Source organism: Paenibacillus sp. EKM212P (assembly GCF_011066115.1).
Classification (GTDB): Bacteria; Bacillota; Bacilli; order Paenibacillales; family Paenibacillaceae; genus Paenibacillus; species Paenibacillus polymyxa_B.
Genome location: NZ_JAAMNR010000003.1, coordinates 599141 through 615323 on the forward strand (window position 1 = coordinate 599141; position 16183 = coordinate 615323).

Genomic DNA, 16183 nt, shown 5'->3' on the forward strand with positions numbered 1-16183 from the left:
CAGTAATATCATATTTCCGCTCGCCGTCACTCCCAAATTTCTCAGTCAATCCGGCTTTGGCTAAGTTCGGGATTACAGGCGAGCGCTCGTATTATATCGTATTTGTATGATGCCGTTTTATGTTTATAATCACTTCTCCATCTGTTCATTTCTCGCTGAACTGAAGTACTCTTGCGATATTCTCGCACGTACGCTCTACGTTTTGCGGCCCTTCGGCCAGCAGCTTACCGAGCTCCGAGGCTCCCGGCACGATGCCAAACACCGCATCTATCCCTTCCTTGTACAACGTGTCGATCCCTTCCCCGATATAACCTGCGACGGCAATAACCTTTTTACCAGACTGTTTTGCCGCCTGAGCTACTCCATAAGGAGTTTTACCGAATTTGGTCTGAAAATCAATACCGCCTTCCCCCGTCAAAACGATATCGGCAGTGGCGAGCTTTTGTTTTAAACCGGTGTATTCAATCACAATTTCAATGCCTTTTTGAAGCGTCGCCTGAGTGAAAATCAATAAGCCCGCACCCAATCCACCTGCTGCGCCTGCGCCTGGGAGATCGCGCACATCCTTGCCCAGCTGCTGTTTCACCACATCGGCGTAATGAGCAAGATTGGCATCCAATTGCTGCACCATCTCCGGGGTTGCCCCTTTTTGTGGCCCGAATACTTGAGATGCCCCATGCTCTCCGCACAGCGGATTTGTCACATCACAGGCAACAATCAGTTGTACCTGCTGCAAGCGGTCATCCAGTGATGAAATATCAACACTGGCCAGCTCGCCCAGACTACCGCCGCCGCGCGGAAGAGTATTACCTGTTGCATCCAAAAATCTGGCGCCCAGCGCTTCCGCCATTCCTATACCGCCATCATTCGTCGCGCTTCCGCCAATGCCGATGATAATTTTTCGAATTCCCTGGTTCAGACATTCACGGATTAACTCCCCTGTGCCGTAGGTTGTTGTCTTTAACGGGTTTTTGTTATCCTTGTTGACCAAATGGATTCCACTGGCGGATGCCATCTCGATTGCCGCCGTGGTGCCGTCTCCCAGCAAGCCGTATGCAGCAGTTACAGGTTCTCCAAGCGGTCCTGTCACCTCGATATAACGAATCTGCCCGCCTGTCGCATCCACCAGTGACTGCACCGTTCCTTCACCGCCGTCCGCCATCGGTACGTGGACATAATTCGCCGCCGGATAGACCTTGCGCAGTCCTTTCTCCATCGCGATACACACTTCTTTAGCCGTCATGCTTTCTTTAAAAGAATCTGGTGCCAGCACAAATGTTTTCTCTCTCATCTTCTCACCCCATCGTGAATATTAAAGTAAAAATCCATACATAATTGTCGCTACAATTGCCATCGTTCCACCCACAATAGCTTCGTAAGGAATCAATCCCATCCGTTGTTTAATGCTCATTTTCATGCTGTCTGCCGTGACGTGAAAATAGTTGCCCTGCGGCAAGGAATCAATGACTGTAGCTCCTGTATGCACCATCACAGCTGCAGCGAGCGGGGCCGTTCCCATGTTCAGAATGGCTTCCCCAAACGAGCCTGTCGCCAAAATAACGCCCGTCGAGGTGGACGCCGTAGCAGCTGCCATCAGAATACCTGCAAGCGGTGCCAAAAATGTACCGGAAACTCCCGAAGCTTCAATCAGGCCAACCACCTGAGCAGACAAGTTGGAGGCAGAGATCAGACCCGCAATCCCACCTGCACCGATCAAAATCAGCACGGTCGCCGTCATTTTATTCAAACCGGAGGCCGAATACTTCAGGATATTGCGCCCTTGTCCCATGGCCAGCATACCCACAATCCCAGCGATCGGCAAAATGTACATCGCATCCACCTTGAAATTCGAAAGTGCTTCAATACCAGAGATGGAACCAATCGGGTTAATCATCAGCAAAATAACAGCTACCAGCGGGGCTACAATCGCCCGTCCCAACGCCGGGTATTTCGATGTATCGACATCACTGTCCATGATATCCTGATCAGACACCTTCACACCTTTGGTTTTCAACATAGATGCCACCAAAACAGTCATGATTAAACCGCATATCGCAGGAACCACACCCGCCAACATCACGTGGCTTAAATCCAGATTAAATCCGCGCGCCGCTGCAATCGTATTAGGATTGGGAGAGATGATGTTCCCCGCTTTTCCGCCTCCAGACAAAGCCAACAGGAGCGCCAGCTTGGAAATCCCCATTTTGTTACCGACCGACAATGCAATAGGTGCCACAATCAACACGGCAACGGGAATAAATACACCTACCGCCGTAATAATCATCGTCGCCAAGGCTAGTGCGAGTATCGCTTTACTGCCGCCGAACTTCTTTACAATAGCCTGCGCAATCGTCTCCGCTGCCCCGGATTCCATCATTACACCTGCCAATACACCTGCGGCAAGCACACGAATGACCGTCCCCATCACACTTTGCGTACCGCTTATTAACACGCTGATCGTCTGTTCCAAATTGGCTCCGCCCAATAAAGCGCCTACAATAGCTCCCAAAAATAAAGCGTAAACCGGATTCAGCTTTCTTAATATCAGAATAATTGCAATAGCCAGCCCTGCCAGAGCTCCTATCCAACTGATCGTCAATCCTTCCATCTGTCTAACCCCCCGGGCAATTTTTGATTACGCTTTCATTATATCGATTGCCGCACGTTAAAAATATTGAAGAACAGACGAAATTGATTGTGCATTTGAACAAAAAATCCGAACAGGATCTATGTCTTAATATGCAATTTTCATTTTATCTATCGAGGAGTTACAAAACAAATTTAATGTATACGCTTGCAAATTTAAAATTTCAGATTATAATACCTGTATACAAGTATACTTGATTAATTGAGAAGGTGAAATGATGGTCGAATCAGAATTCCTATATCCCTCCAAATGGCTTTTAAAAGCCTCTGCTGGTGATCGCGTAACATCCGAGCTTAGAATGCGCATTATTTCTGGCGGGATTGAAAGCGGTACCATATTATCTGAAAATAAACTAGCTGCTGATTTCACTGTAAGTCGCTCACCCATTCGTGAAGCGTTAAAAATACTGGCATCCGAAAATATCATTCGATTAGAAAGAATGGGAGCCGTTGTTATTGGCCTATCAGAAAAAGAAATAGAAGAAATTTATGATGTCCGTCTGCTCATAGAATCCTTCGTATTTGAACGTCTTGTAAAGATGGACACTAATGATTTGGCGAAGGAACTTAGTAAAATTCTCGAAATGATGAAAGTCGCCGTCAAATATAGTGATGCTGATGAGTTTTCATATCAAGATGTCTTGTTCCATGAAACGATTATTCGTGCAGCCAATCATTCACATATTCTGATGATCTGGAATAATTTAAAGCCTGTTATGGAAAGTCTCATTCTTTTGTCGATGCGTATGCGTTTCACAGAAAAGTATGAAGATTTTACACGGATTATAAACAATCACGAACTTTATATTGAAGCAATCAAAGTAAAAGATAGAGACCTCATGATCAAGTCTTTACATGAAAACTTTGATGATGTTCAAGGTAAAGTAGAAGACCTATGGATGTCACAACAAATGCTATCTAAAGGAGTCGTGCAACAAAATGACTAACTATATGTTAGGTATAGATATCGGAACCACAAGTACGAAAGCCGTTCTATTTAGCGAAAAAGGCGAAGTCATCCAACAAGAGAATATTGGATACCCGCTTTATACACCAGATATAGCGACAGCTGAACAAAACCCAGAAGAGATTTTTCAGGCTGTCCTACAAGCCATTTCGAATATAATGAAACATCACTCACAAAAAAAGCTATCGTTTGTTTCATTTAGCAGTGCCATGCATAGTGTCATTGCGATGGATGAAAATGACCGCCCACTGACGTCTTGTATCACTTGGGCAGATAATCGAAGTGAAGCATGGGCACATAAAATAAAAGATGAGCTGAATGGCCATGAAGTCTATAAACGAACAGGAACACCCATTCACCCCATGTCACCCTTAACGAAAATAGCCTGGATTGTGAATGACCTTCCTGAAACCGCTGTCAAGGTTAAAAAGTATATCGGAATTAAAGAATATATTTTTAAAAAGTTCTTTGATCAATATGTAGTGGATTATTCCCTAGCTTCTGCCATGGGCATGATGAATCTAGAAAAATTAGATTGGGATGAAGAAGCATTAAAAATTGCTGGTATAACCCCTTCTCAATTATCTGAGCTTGTGCCAACAACCAGGATATTTACCAACTGTAATTCAGATTTAGCAAAAAAGATGGGGATCGATCCACAAACATCGTTTGTCATTGGAGCTAGCGATGGAGTCCTTTCTAATCTAGGTGTAAATGCGATACGAAAAGGCGAAGTTGCCGTCACAATCGGGACAAGCGGTGCCATTCGAACCATTATAGACAAGCCTCAAACAGACGAAAAGGGAAGAATATTTTGTTATGCCTTAACAGAAAAGCACTGGGTTATTGGGGGGCCGGTGAACAATGGCGGGATGGTCCTTCGCTGGATCCGTGACGAACTTGCCTCATCAGAAGTAGAAACAGCGAAAAGACTAGGAATTGATCCATATGATGTACTAACCAAGATTGCTGAACGTGTAAGACCAGGATCTGACGGATTGTTATTCCATCCATACCTGGCTGGTGAACGTGCGCCATTATGGAACCCAGACGTACGTGGCTCATTCTTCGGTTTAACGATGTCACATAAGAAAGAACATATGATTCGCGCAGCCCTAGAAGGAGTCATTTACAATTTGTACACCGTATTTTTAGCATTAACCGAATGTATGGACGGTCCTGTGACCCGAATTCAAGCTACTGGAGGCTTCGCAAGATCAGATGTTTGGCGGCAAATGATGTCTGACATATTCTCATCTGAAGTCGTCGTTCCAGAAAGCTACGAAAGTTCTTGTCTAGGAGCTTGTATTTTAGGCTTGTATGCCACCGGACAAATCCAGTCCTTTGAAGTCGTTTCTGAAATGATTGGTAGTACCAACAAACATACACCAAAAGAAGAAGCGACCAAGGAATATAGGAAATTGCTGCCGATTTTCATTAACCTATCCAGAGTGTTAGAAGATGATTATACACGGATTTCCAATTATCAAAGAAGCTTAATTAAACACTAAAAAGATAAAAACAGGGGGTAATTACAATGCCATTAGTTATCGTAGCGATTGGAATTTTAGCATTATTAGTTTTAATAATGGGTTTCAAATTGAATACCTTTATTTCATTAATCATTGTATCGTTCGGCGTCGCTTTAGCACTTGGAATGCCATTAGAGGAAATTGTCAAAACCATCGAAGCCGGATTAGGCGGAACACTTGGTCACTTAGCGTTAATCTTTGGACTTGGAGCGATGTTGGGTAAGTTGATCGCTGATTCTGGTGGTGCTCAACGAATTGCCATGACCCTCGTAGACAAATTTGGTGAAAAAAATATCCAATGGGCAGTCGTAGCTGCTTCATTCATTATCGGTGTGGCGTTATTTTTTGAAGTAGGATTAGTATTGTTAATTCCAATCATATTTGCCATTTCAAAAGAATTAAAGGTTTCTATTTTATATCTCGGGATTCCGATGGTTGCAGCTTTATCCGTAACACATGGTTTCTTACCTCCACATCCAGGGCCAACAGTTATTGCTGGTGAATATGGCGCGAACCTTGGTGAGGTTTTACTTTACGGTTTCATTATTGCCATTCCAACCGTTATTTTAGCTGGACCTGTATTTACTAAGCTTGCCAAAAAACTCGTACCTGCATCATTTACGAAAACCGGTAATATTGCCTCTTTAGGTGAACAAAAAGTATTTAAATCCGAGGAAACTCCGGGATTTGGTATCAGTGTATTTACTGCAATGCTTCCTGTTATTTTAATGTCTATTGCTACGGTTATTACTTTGCTTCAAAAAACAATGGGATTTGAAGATAGCAGTTTACTAGCAGCGATCCGTTTTATTGGTGATGCATCAACTTCCATGTTAATTTCCTTACTGGTAGCTGTCTACACCATGGGAATAGCACGAAAAATTCCAATCAAAAATGTAATGGCATCTTGTACAACGGCTATTACTCATATTGGGATGATGCTCTTAATCATTGGGGGTGGCGGAGCCTTCAAACAAGTACTGATTAATGGCGGCGTAGGTGACTATGTAGCTGAATTATTCAATGGAACTACATTATCACCCATCTTGCTTGCCTGGATCATCGCTGCAATATTACGTATTTCCTTAGGTTCTGCAACTGTTGCAGCTTTAACAACCGCTGGTTTAGTTATTCCGATGTTAGGACAATCCGACGTTAATCTTGCTTTAGTTGTGCTTGCAACAGGAGCGGGTAGTTTAATAGCCTCACATGTTAACGATGCTGGTTTCTGGATGTTTAAAGAATATTTTGGTTTAAGCATGAAAGAAACATTTGCAACATGGACATTGCTTGAGACCATCATTTCTGTAGCTGGATTAGGATTTATTTTAGTACTAAGTTTATTCGTATAAATCATGATTCCCGGGCGGTAGATCCCCCACTTATTTTTCTTAGAATCTTCTAAGCCTATAAGTGAGGATCTACGGCCTATTCATTTCAAATAAAAGGAGCAGAAAAAATGTCCAACACAATTGGTGTCATTGGTTTAGGGGTAATGGGCTGTAATATCGCTTTAAACATGGCTGGTAAGGGTGAGCAAGTCGCTGTCTATAATTATACGAGGGATTTAACGGATGATCTTGTTAAAAAAAGTGAAGGTCACTCCATCCATCCCTACTACGAAATTCAAGATTTTGTTTACTCCTTAAAAACTCCAAGGAAAATCTTCCTTATGGTAACAGCGGGCAAACCGGTCGATTCGGTAATAGGTACATTAGTACCCTTCCTTGAAGCAGGCGATGTGATTATGGACGGTGGTAACTCCCATTACAAAGATACGGAACGTAGATATGATGAATTGAAGTCAAAAGGAATCGGTTATTTAGGAATCGGTATCTCTGGCGGCGAAGTCGGGGCTTTAAATGGACCTTCGATCATGCCTGGTGGAGATAAAAACGTATATGAAAAAGCAGCTCCTATTCTAACAAAAATAGCAGCCCAAGTGGACGGAGACCCTTGCTGTGTTTATATGGGTCCAAAAGGGTCCGGTCACTTTGTAAAAATGGTACATAACGGAATCGAGTATGCAGATATGCAGTTAATCGCAGAAACCTATACATTTTTAAGAAAAAGGTTACGTTTATCTGTGAATGAAATTGCTGATATCTTTGAAATATGGAATCAAGGGGAACTGAAAAGTTATTTAATTCAAATCACCGCAGAGATTTTACGGAAAAAGGATGATGTAACAGGCTTACCACTAATCGATGTGATTCTTGATAAAACAGGGCAAAAGGGCACAGGTAAATGGACAAGCATTCAAGCAATTGACAATGGGATCCCATCATCCATTATTACAGAGTCATTGTTTGCCCGTTACATCTCCTCTTTAAAAGAAGAACGAGTTTATGCAGAAAATATTCTAACAGGACCAGGGATTGATCAGCGAAGTTTAGATAAAGATGTGTGGACTGAGTACATTAGACAAGCTTTTTATATGGGTAAGATTTGTGCCTACGCGCAAGGATTTATACAATATAAAATGACTTCTGAACTTTACGGATGGAATTTACCTTTAAAGGATATAGCCCTTATTTTCCGTGGTGGTTGCATCATTCGTGCTGAATTCTTAAACGTAATAAGCGAAACATATCAAGAACAGCCGAATTTGGCTAATCTATTAATCGCCCCGTATTTTGCTGAAAAAGTTAAAGAGTATCAAAAAGGATTACGAAAAGTTGTCTGTGAGGGTATTAATTCTGGCACTTCGTTTCCATGTTTAAGTGCTTCACTTACTTATTATGATAGTTACCGGACAGGCATTTCGAATGCTAACCTTTTGCAAGCACAAAGGGATTATTTTGGTGCCCATACTTATGAACGAAGTGATGCAGCAGGGTCCTTTCACACAAACTGGCAGTGATCGATAGTGGTAGTAAATCTCCAGTGCCCTAATGAAGTGGTTTTTCCCTTCATTAGGGCACTCCTTTGGAATACATTTTCTCTACGATGTTCTTGTGTCTATACTATTTCATCTCATTTTTGAACGATTGAACTCGTTGCTTCTGTTGTTCCTTTTGCCTCACCATGTCCTGCACCAAATAGGTTCAGTACCACCACGCCAATAACAATTAAAGCAATACCTGCGATACTTCCTGTATTAATTTTTTCTTTCCAAATCAATACTGAAATAAGCGTTGTAGCAACGGCTCCTACACCTGACCAGATGGCATAAGTCATATTTAAGGGGAGCGTCTTAAGGGATAAGGAGATAAAGAAGAAAGAGATCACGAACGCCACAATTGTGAATAGAGTCGGATACAGTCTGGTGAAACCTTCTGAAGCTTTAAGCATTGAAGTTCCAACAAGTTCACCAACAATAGAGATTGCCAAGAAAAGATAAGCCATTATTCATTCTCCTTTATATATGTTTTCAATTCTTCCATCATTTTTTGCCTCATTTCTTCATTGGGAGGAGCAAGCCCAAACATTTCAGCAAACCACAAACCGTCTATAGCTAATCGGACTATCGTGGAACGAACGGGGTCCAATTCGTCGTTTTCAATTTTATTTTGGATATTCTCATACTCGTCCTGAAGTAATTTTAGCATGTGAGGGTTCGTAAACTGTGCTGCTGAAAGAGCGGTATACAGGTCACTTTCATTCCGATCGCCAGAAAATGATGTATTCATATACGCGCGAGTCCATCTTCCTTTGGAATGCATATCGTTTTCTGCTCTCTCATTAAATTCGGAGACAAAGCTGGTCGATAGTTGTTCAACCATTCCCAAAATCAATTCATCTTTATTCGGAAAATGGTAAAGCAATCCTCCTTTACTTATTCCCGCTTTCTTAGCCACCGCTTCTAACGTTAATTTCTCTACTCCTTCTTCGTGCACAATCATCGAGGCCGCTTTAAGAATTAATTCTCTTTTTAATGCTTTTTTAGTTGTATTCATATTGATCACCCCTCTTTACTATACCGTCCAGACGGTTTTATTTCAAGTGGGTTAAAGTGATGGATTGGGTATGTAAGCTTAATTGAGTTGGATTAGGTTTTGATACGTTAGGTTTAAGCTAAATAAAAAGAAGCCTTGGGCGTATAACATTTCAGCCAAGACTTCGTCAAATAAACATCTACCCAGCCCAGACATTTGGCAAAAGTTCGCATCTGTTGGGTTTTAAGTGCCACCTATAGTTTAACTCTGCACATATTGTCTCAGCCATTGGAGCGCGGGACGTTCCGTGCCGTTAGAATTCAGCAGATGTGTGTTCGGCTTCCAAGTTTGTCCCTGGATATACCCCCAGAGCGTAACTCCCTTCACCGCAGAATGCTTCCATAATACCGGAAATTTCTCCTTGTATCTGGCAAGCTGGGTGTTGTCGTCACCAGTTATATCCAGTTCCGACACATAGATTGGCAATCCTGTTGCCGCCAGCTTGTTCAGTACAGTGTTCATCGTGTTAACTGAAACAGTGTCCATGCTAAACTGGTGGCATTGAATACCAATTCCGTCAATCAGGCCTCTGCTCTTGAGCTGATTAATAATATTGACATATTGGTCGGTTAACGAGGGATCGTTGATAATTCCATATTCATTAATCATCAGCTTGGCATTCGGGAAAGCTTGTCTGGCCTGTTGGAATGACCATATGACCCAATCCCATCCGGTCGATCCGTCACCTCCTATGGCATTGCGGAAGGATGGCTTCTGATGCAGGGGCTCATTCACCACATCTACAAACTCCGCATTCGGATAGCGTTGACCTGCTGCTTTAATCCACTGGGTCACTTCCGCCTTCTGATCAGCAGCCGACAGTCCGCTAATCCAACCTGGCTCCTGAGCACCCCATACCAATGTATGGAACTTGAACGGGAAGCCATTGTTACGGGCATAATTGTAGGCGGTATCCGCCTGCGACCAGTTCATGTTGTTACGACTGCCTTCAACCGACCCCCATTTGGTCGAATTCTCTGGCGTCACCTGGTTCCAGTATGTTCCGAAACTTGCAGGGACACTTCCAGCAATGATATTCCCGAGGAATTTGCCACCGTTCGCCATACTGGCACTAGCCGGGTTTATCAGAACTGATGATAACAACACACCCGCCAACGCCAAGCTGCTTACCAACTTGCCCACTTTAAATTTCGACATACAATCTCCTCCTCATACGTATAGTTTTTAATATTCCTACCTCTAAATAAATCGCTTACATTTCCAATTATAAGAATGTAAGGTTATTGTCCGCTACATGTAAAAGTAAAGATTTTACCCGAAAAACTTTACATCATTGCGGGGCGACTGAACACCTGGTGCTCCTTTAACACATCGTTTCGGTTAAAATCTAGCCTCGTATCAAACGACAAAAAAGATTACTGCAAAAAGTGATATGCTCCCCTTACAGTAGCAAGTTTTATTATTTAACCTGTCTACTTTTTTGGAAGCATATCACTTTGGAGACTGCCCATTTAATAGTTTAAGGATTAAGCGCTCTTGCAATCGCGTCCACATAACTTTGGCTAGCACGCTGGCTTACTTCTGCTTGCGGAACCATCCCCTCAAAGTTGTGGAATGTGCCGGGATACAGATGGAATTCAACGTCTACCCCAGCTTGGGCAAGGCGTGTCACATATTCAATCGTCTCATCTCGGAACAGATCGAGCTGGCCAATGCACGTATAGGTCGGCGGTAGCCCAGCCAAGCATTCCGCTCTCGACGGCACAGCGTATGGGGACACCTCGGTGTCTTCAGTACGATCCCCCAAGTACATGTTCCAGGCCGCCAAGTTGTTCTTCCGGTTCCATGGTGCGTTATCGGCCGTAATCTCATGACTTGACGCCGTAATACTACGGTCATCGATCATCGGATACAGCGGCATTTGAAAAATGAGGGCTGGCCCGCCTTTGTCACGGGCCATTAAAGCAAGTGCTGCGGTCAGACCGCCGCCCCCACTTGCTCCGGCAATTGCGACTCGATCTAAGTCGATGCCCAGCAGCTCAGCTTCATCGGTCATCCACGTCAAAGCGGCATAACAGTCATCGATGGCAGCTGGGTAGGGATGCTCGGGAGCAAGTCGGTAATCGACCGATACGACGACGCATTTAGCCGCCTGCACGAAGCGTTCGCACAAAGCATCGTCCATATCAGGATGCCCCATCACATAGCCTCCCCCGTGAATCCACAGCATGGCCGGAAGCCTAACGTCAGTTCGCTGGGCAGGTTCGTAGATTTTAACTAATATCTCGCCTGCTACGTTCGGAATCATCCGGCTTGTCGTGTGTACGTGCTCCGACTGCTCAATGGGAGGACTCGACAAATAGCTTCTACTCAGTTCTAAATTTTCTTCCAATTGAAATCCAGGAAATTGTGCAATTACCGACCTAAATTCTGGGTACAAACGATTTTCAAAATCCATGTGAATCACTCCTATGTTTGGTCTTTATAATCTTTTTTCCGTCTCCGCTTCCCACTGGGCTATTTCCTTCCGAACTCGGGGTGCTACCTCTGTTCCCATCAGTTCAATGGCTCTCATCACCTCGGCATGCGGCATTGTACTTAACGGAACATACAGCATAAAGCGTGTAACACCTACATGTTTGCGAAGGTGAATGATCTTCTGGGCAACAGTCTCAGGATCGCCAACATACAGCGCACCTTCAAAGCTGCGCGCGGCATCGTAGCTAGAACGATCATAATGCGCCCAGCCCCGCTCCCTGCCTAATCTATTCATACCTGCCATCGTAGAAGGGAAATATGTATCTGCAGCTCGTTCATTATTCTCTCCAACAAATCCTATCGAGTGCGATCCAACCTTAAGCTGCGATTCGTCATGACCAGCGTGCGCTGCTGCCTTCTTATAAAGCTGTACAAGCGGTGCAAAATTCATCGGATTTCCACCAATGATCGCCAACATCAAGGGCAGTCCTAACAGACCTGCACGGATAGCAGAATCCTGCCTGCCTCCGCTGCCAACCCATATCGGTAAAGGATTCTGAACCGGCCGTGGATACACACCCAAATTGTTAATCGCTGGCCGATGTCCGCCCTTCCAGGTTACTTTCTCGGACTCCCGTATTTTAAGGAGCAATTCCAGATGTTGTTCAAACAGCTCATCATAGTCTTCCAAGTCATAGCCAAACAGTGGAAAAGATTCAATAAAGGAACCTCGACCCGCCATAATCTCCGCACGTCCATTCGAAATACCATCCAGCGTAGCAAAATCCTGAAAAACGCGAACGGGATCAGCTGAAGAAAGCACTGTGACTGCACTGGTCAGCCGAATCCGTTTCGTCTGCGCTGCAGCCGCTGACAGTACAATTGCTGGTGAAGATGCCGAATAATCCTTCCGATGATGCTCACCTACCCCAAACACATCAATTCCCACTTGATCAGCAAGGATAATTTCCTCGACAACTTCGCGCAATCGCTGTGCGTGACTTATCACTTCACCTGTCTGAACGTCAGGCTTTGTTTCTACAAACGAAGTAATACCTATCTCCATGGTCCATCTCTCCTATTCTAATAGCTTTCTTTGTATGCCAATTAAATACCGATAAAATATCATACCGATCGGTAATGTATTTTTCCCAGTAAATATAACTCATTAAAAAGAATACTGTCAATAAATACAGTAAAAATACTTTGATTTATCCTCATACTGATATCTCCTTGGTGCGATAAACCAATCTGCATTTGACATTATAACGGGCTAATTATAAGATAATAACATACTAATTGGTACGCAAATAAAGACCCCTGACAATTATAATCAGAGTCATTGAATTAAGAATAAAATTATAAGTAATGAGAGGTATTGATTATGGGACGAATCCGCGAATTTGACGAAGATAAAGTATTAGATGCAGCTATGCAAATATTTTGGGAGAAGGGATATGAAGCTACCTCACTGAGTGATTTAACTTCCAGAATGGAAATTCAACGACCCAGTATATATTCCACTTTTGGAGGCAAAAAAGAATTGTTCGAAGCTGCGCTGCGCAAATACATGATGTCCCGTGCTTCTATGATCCGAACCAAACTTCAAAGCAATCCATCTGTAAAAGAAGCATTTCGAACTTTTTTTGAGGGTGTGGTCGATGAAGAATATGCAGAAAACCCTAGAAAAGGATGCTTTTGCATCAATACAATGGTTGAACTTGCGCCCCATGATGAGAAATTTGAAATTCTTACAAGGGAACATCAAATGTACCTATCGGTTATATTTCAAGAAACCATTGAACGAGGTATACAATCAGGTGAACTTGAAATCGGGCTCGATGCGAAGGCTGTATCTCAGGCGCTAGTCGTATCGTTAATTGGACTGACCGTAATGATAAAGTCTCGTCCAGAACGATCATTTATTGATAACACGATAGAGGTGACACTTACACTGCTTAAGTAATTCGGATTGAATTCAATTTTTACGAATGGGTGTATTCTCGACGCACATGTCCCTCAGCGCAACAAAGGCTACCGGATACATTTTCTCGGCAGCCTTTGTTGCGCTCATATTACATACTTTTTCGCATTTACATGAGTTCAAACGATTCCTTCACTGATCTTAATTTTACATATATATACTTAATGTTGTATATTAATTCAAAACTAATGAAAAGGGAGTACATCTAATGTCATTTTTAATAAGAAACGCTAAGCCTGATGATTTAAGCAGTTTGACCGAGTTAATGTATGAGTACATCGTTGGTTTTTATCAAAACCCTAGGCCACCTATCGAAAAAATTCATAATTTGATTCAAACCCTTTTTGAGCAGCAAAACGGTATACAATTTGTGGCGGAACAAAATGGAGAATTAATCGGCTTTGCTACATTATTCTTTACCTTTAGCACGATGAAAGCAGACAAAATCACAGTTATGAACGACCTATTTGTAATGGAATCATTTAGAGATACAGAAGTGGAATCACAGCTTTTTTTAGAATGTCAAAAGTACTCACAAAATCATGGATATGCTCATATGACCTGGATAACTTCTACTGAGAATAAACGCGCTCAAATTTTCTTTAAAAAGATGGAAGCTGTCCAAGGGAGAGATTGGGTTCACTTTTCATCGTAACAATACTTTTGATACGGTTTTCCGCGCTAACGGCAATTCAAAGGGCACCCGATCGGGTGCCCTTTGTGCGTAACACATGTTTTCACGCCATGCGGATATCGAAACATGCCGATACAATTGAAGATAAGTACTGGAAAACAGCAAGACAAAATTAATTCTCCATAAAATTGTTCAACGTAGATCCATATGGGGTAAAGTTTGTTGGTCGTTAAATTGCGAAATAGCTCAGTCGACCAACACATCAGATACCATACACGAGAAAATGGACGAGCCCTTCGTTAAACGCTCCAAGGATACGATTAGACAAACAGTAACATGGATATGTATTAGAGTAAGCCTGGATATAGAGTATACTAGATGAGTATAAGTTCGATACACGATGACATTATATATGTATTGGTATTCAAATACAGCGCAGAAGAGGTTGAAAATGAGTCAGAAGCATTTTACAGATTACGCATTAAGTGAAGAAATTGTAAGAGCGCTCAATAGCTTGGGCTATGAGACGCCAACAGAGATTCAAACGGAAGTTATTCCTGTTGCGCTTGAGAAGAAGGATCTTGTCGCCAAATCGCAAACAGGTAGCGGCAAAACAGCAGCATATGGTATTCCACTTTGTGAGCTAGTAGATTGGAATGAGAATAAGCCCCAAGCTTTAATCCTGACGCCAACCCGTGAACTCGCGTTACAGGTCACCGAGGACATCACGAATATTGGACGCTTTAAGCGGATAAAAGCAACGCCCCTTTATGGAAAACATCCTTTTCATATACAAAAGGCCGAGTTAAAACAAAGAACACATATGGCTGTAGGTACGCCAGGACGTGTACTGGACCATATTGAACGAGGCACGCTATCGTTAGATCGAATGGCCTACCTCGTGATTGATGAAGCTGACGAGATGCTGAATATGGGCTTTATCGAGCAAGTTCAGTCGATCATTCAGGCCCTGCCTAGTGACCGGGTTACCATGTTATTCTCCGCTACTTTTCCTGATGATGTAGCCAGACTGTCACACAAGTATATGAACGATCCTGTTGAAATTGAAATAAAAGCAGCCGGTATAACGACCGCTACAATTGATCACTCTCTTATTCAGGTGAAGGAGTCAGACAAGCTGGCACTACTGCAAGATCTGCTCATTGTTGAGAATCCTGACAGCTGCATTATTTTCTGTCGTACGCAGGAAAATGTAGATACATTATTCAGAGCATTGGCTGATCTTGAATATCCATGTGATCGCATTCATGGTGGCATGGAGCAAGACGAGCGATTTGAGGTAATGAATGCATTTAGAAGGGGTCAATTCCGTTACTTGATCGCGACAGATGTTGCCGCCAGAGGGATTGATATCACGAATATCACCCATGTCATTAACTACGATATTCCCCTTGAGAAGGAAAGCTATGTTCACCGCACAGGACGTACGGGACGTGCTGGCAAAACGGGGAAAGCCATTTCCCTCATCACTCCTAAGGATGGCCGAAGATTAGCTGATATTGAAGCATATATTGGGTTTGCGATTCCGCAGGTAAAGGCTCCCTCGGAAGAGGCTGTTGACCTCCGTAGAGAAGATTTTGAGCAGAAACTGCATGTAAAAACCGCACTCAAAAAAGATAAGCGCGAGCAATTAAACCAACAGATTATGAAGCTGAACTTTAACGGCGGTAAGAAGAAAAAACTTAGAGCTGTCGACTTCGTGGGGACCATCGCTAAGCTTGACGGGGTCACCGCAGATGATATCGGGATTATTACGATTCTGGATTATGCGACAGATGTTGAGATTCTGAATGGTAAAGGTCCACTGGTGCTTGAGATTATGAAGAATACAACCGTAAAGGGTAAGCTGTTAAAGGTACGTAAAGGGAATAAGTAGAAGATACGCTGCACTAAAGAGGGTGAGGCAATCCCGCCCAGCATAGCCGATGGTTTTCGTTAGCTATACGGGCGGGATTGCCGAGTTTATCTCTTGATCGTTTAATTTATCTTTCCATTTTGAATTTGCAAGAAAATCGCATGCTC

Annotated in this window: 14 protein-coding genes; 7 read left to right on the forward strand and 7 right to left on the reverse strand. The window is 43.0% G+C overall.

Annotation, left to right across the window (positions count from 1 at the left end):
* Window positions 1-145 precede the first annotated feature (145 nt).
* Both G9G54_RS11945 and G9G54_RS11950 read right to left on the reverse strand, forming a co-directional pair.
* A complete protein-coding gene (locus G9G54_RS11945; RefSeq protein ID WP_061829766.1) occupies window positions 146-1291 on the reverse strand; it encodes a glycerate kinase family protein in 1146 nt (381 codons plus the stop codon).
* Between the two features lie 21 nt (window positions 1292-1312).
* Entirely contained in the window at window positions 1313-2608 is a 1296-nt protein-coding gene (locus G9G54_RS11950; protein WP_028540931.1) for a GntP family permease, read from the reverse strand.
* A gap of 253 nt (window positions 2609-2861) precedes the next feature.
* On the opposite strand from G9G54_RS11950, the gene G9G54_RS11955 reads away from it, so the two are divergent.
* The 4 genes from G9G54_RS11955 (at window position 2862) to gnd (ending at window position 8008) form a co-directional block, all read left to right on the forward strand.
* Window positions 2862-3593: a GntR family transcriptional regulator gene (locus G9G54_RS11955; RefSeq protein ID WP_165178248.1), complete on the forward strand. Its 732-nt coding sequence runs from the start codon at window positions 2862-2864 to the stop codon at window positions 3591-3593.
* The gene (gene gntK, locus G9G54_RS11960) at window positions 3586-5124 is read left to right on the forward strand and encodes a gluconokinase (protein WP_165178250.1); all 1539 of its coding nucleotides are present in this window, start codon (window positions 3586-3588) and stop codon (window positions 5122-5124) included. The genes G9G54_RS11955 and gntK overlap by 8 nt, the downstream gene beginning before the upstream one ends.
* A 26-nt stretch (window positions 5125-5150) precedes the next feature.
* Entirely contained in the window at window positions 5151-6497 is a 1347-nt protein-coding gene (locus G9G54_RS11965; protein ID WP_023991059.1) for a GntP family permease, read from the forward strand.
* Window positions 6498-6604: 107 nt separating this feature from the next.
* Window positions 6605-8008 (forward strand): decarboxylating NADP(+)-dependent phosphogluconate dehydrogenase, encoded by a 1404-nt coding sequence (gene gnd, locus G9G54_RS11970; RefSeq protein ID WP_165178252.1) that lies wholly within the window; start codon window positions 6605-6607, stop codon window positions 8006-8008.
* Window positions 8009-8121: 113 nt separating this feature from the next.
* On the opposite strand, the gene G9G54_RS11975 is transcribed toward gnd, so the two are convergent.
* The 5 genes from G9G54_RS11975 to G9G54_RS11995 form a co-directional block, all read right to left on the reverse strand.
* Window positions 8122-8493 (reverse strand): DMT family transporter, encoded by a 372-nt coding sequence (locus G9G54_RS11975; protein ID WP_069290722.1) that lies wholly within the window; start codon window positions 8491-8493, stop codon window positions 8122-8124.
* A complete protein-coding gene (locus tag G9G54_RS11980) occupies window positions 8493-9044 on the reverse strand; it encodes a TetR/AcrR family transcriptional regulator (RefSeq protein ID WP_165178254.1) in 552 nt (183 codons plus the stop codon). Before G9G54_RS11980 ends, G9G54_RS11975 begins: the two co-directional genes overlap by 1 nt.
* 240 nt (window positions 9045-9284) lie before the next feature.
* A complete protein-coding gene (locus G9G54_RS11985; RefSeq protein WP_165178256.1) occupies window positions 9285-10241 on the reverse strand; it encodes an endo-1,4-beta-xylanase in 957 nt (318 codons plus the stop codon).
* Window positions 10242-10563: 322 nt separating this feature from the next.
* A complete protein-coding gene (locus tag G9G54_RS11990; RefSeq protein WP_165178258.1) occupies window positions 10564-11502 on the reverse strand; it encodes an alpha/beta hydrolase in 939 nt (312 codons plus the stop codon).
* A 24-nt stretch (window positions 11503-11526) separates the two neighbouring features.
* Window positions 11527-12588: an LLM class flavin-dependent oxidoreductase gene (locus G9G54_RS11995; protein WP_165178260.1), complete on the reverse strand. Its 1062-nt coding sequence runs from the start codon at window positions 12586-12588 to the stop codon at window positions 11527-11529.
* Window positions 12589-12906: 318 nt separating this feature from the next.
* Here G9G54_RS11995 and G9G54_RS12000 point away from each other — a divergent pair, with 318 nt between their 5' ends.
* The 3 genes from G9G54_RS12000 (at window position 12907) to G9G54_RS12010 (ending at window position 16037) form a co-directional block, all read left to right on the forward strand.
* Complete coding sequence (locus tag G9G54_RS12000; RefSeq protein ID WP_165178262.1) at window positions 12907-13488, forward strand: TetR/AcrR family transcriptional regulator; 582 nt, start codon at window positions 12907-12909, stop codon at window positions 13486-13488.
* 226 nt (window positions 13489-13714) lie between these two features.
* Window positions 13715-14161: a GNAT family N-acetyltransferase gene (locus G9G54_RS12005; protein ID WP_165178264.1), complete on the forward strand. Its 447-nt coding sequence runs from the start codon at window positions 13715-13717 to the stop codon at window positions 14159-14161.
* Window positions 14162-14591: 430 nt separating this feature from the next.
* A complete protein-coding gene (locus G9G54_RS12010; protein WP_165178266.1) occupies window positions 14592-16037 on the forward strand; it encodes a DEAD/DEAH box helicase in 1446 nt (481 codons plus the stop codon).
* Window positions 16038-16183 lie beyond the last annotated feature (146 nt).

Bases quoted from the DNA above. Each gene is read 5' to 3' on its own strand.
- G9G54_RS11945 (WP_061829766.1), bottom strand. From the start codon at position 1,291: ATGAGAGAGAAAACATTTGTGCTGGCACCAGATTCTTTTAAAGAAAGC.
- G9G54_RS11950 (WP_028540931.1), bottom strand. From the start codon at position 2,608: ATGGAAGGATTGACGATCAGTTGGATAGGAGCTCTGGCAGGGCTGGCT.
- G9G54_RS11955 (WP_165178248.1), top strand. From the start codon at position 2,862: ATGATGGTCGAATCAGAATTCCTATATCCCTCCAAATGGCTTTTAAAA.
- gntK (WP_165178250.1), top strand. From the start codon at position 3,586: ATGACTAACTATATGTTAGGTATAGATATCGGAACCACAAGTACGAAA.
- G9G54_RS11965 (WP_023991059.1), top strand. From the start codon at position 5,151: ATGCCATTAGTTATCGTAGCGATTGGAATTTTAGCATTATTAGTTTTA.
- gnd (WP_165178252.1), top strand. From the start codon at position 6,605: ATGTCCAACACAATTGGTGTCATTGGTTTAGGGGTAATGGGCTGTAAT.
- G9G54_RS11975 (WP_069290722.1), bottom strand. From the start codon at position 8,493: ATGGCTTATCTTTTCTTGGCAATCTCTATTGTTGGTGAACTTGTTGGA.
- G9G54_RS11980 (WP_165178254.1), bottom strand. From the start codon at position 9,044: ATGAATACAACTAAAAAAGCATTAAAAAGAGAATTAATTCTTAAAGCG.
- G9G54_RS11985 (WP_165178256.1), bottom strand. From the start codon at position 10,241: ATGTCGAAATTTAAAGTGGGCAAGTTGGTAAGCAGCTTGGCGTTGGCG.
- G9G54_RS11990 (WP_165178258.1), bottom strand. From the start codon at position 11,502: ATGGATTTTGAAAATCGTTTGTACCCAGAATTTAGGTCGGTAATTGCA.
- G9G54_RS11995 (WP_165178260.1), bottom strand. From the start codon at position 12,588: ATGGAGATAGGTATTACTTCGTTTGTAGAAACAAAGCCTGACGTTCAG.
- G9G54_RS12000 (WP_165178262.1), top strand. From the start codon at position 12,907: ATGGGACGAATCCGCGAATTTGACGAAGATAAAGTATTAGATGCAGCT.
- G9G54_RS12005 (WP_165178264.1), top strand. From the start codon at position 13,715: ATGTCATTTTTAATAAGAAACGCTAAGCCTGATGATTTAAGCAGTTTG.
- G9G54_RS12010 (WP_165178266.1), top strand. From the start codon at position 14,592: ATGAGTCAGAAGCATTTTACAGATTACGCATTAAGTGAAGAAATTGTA.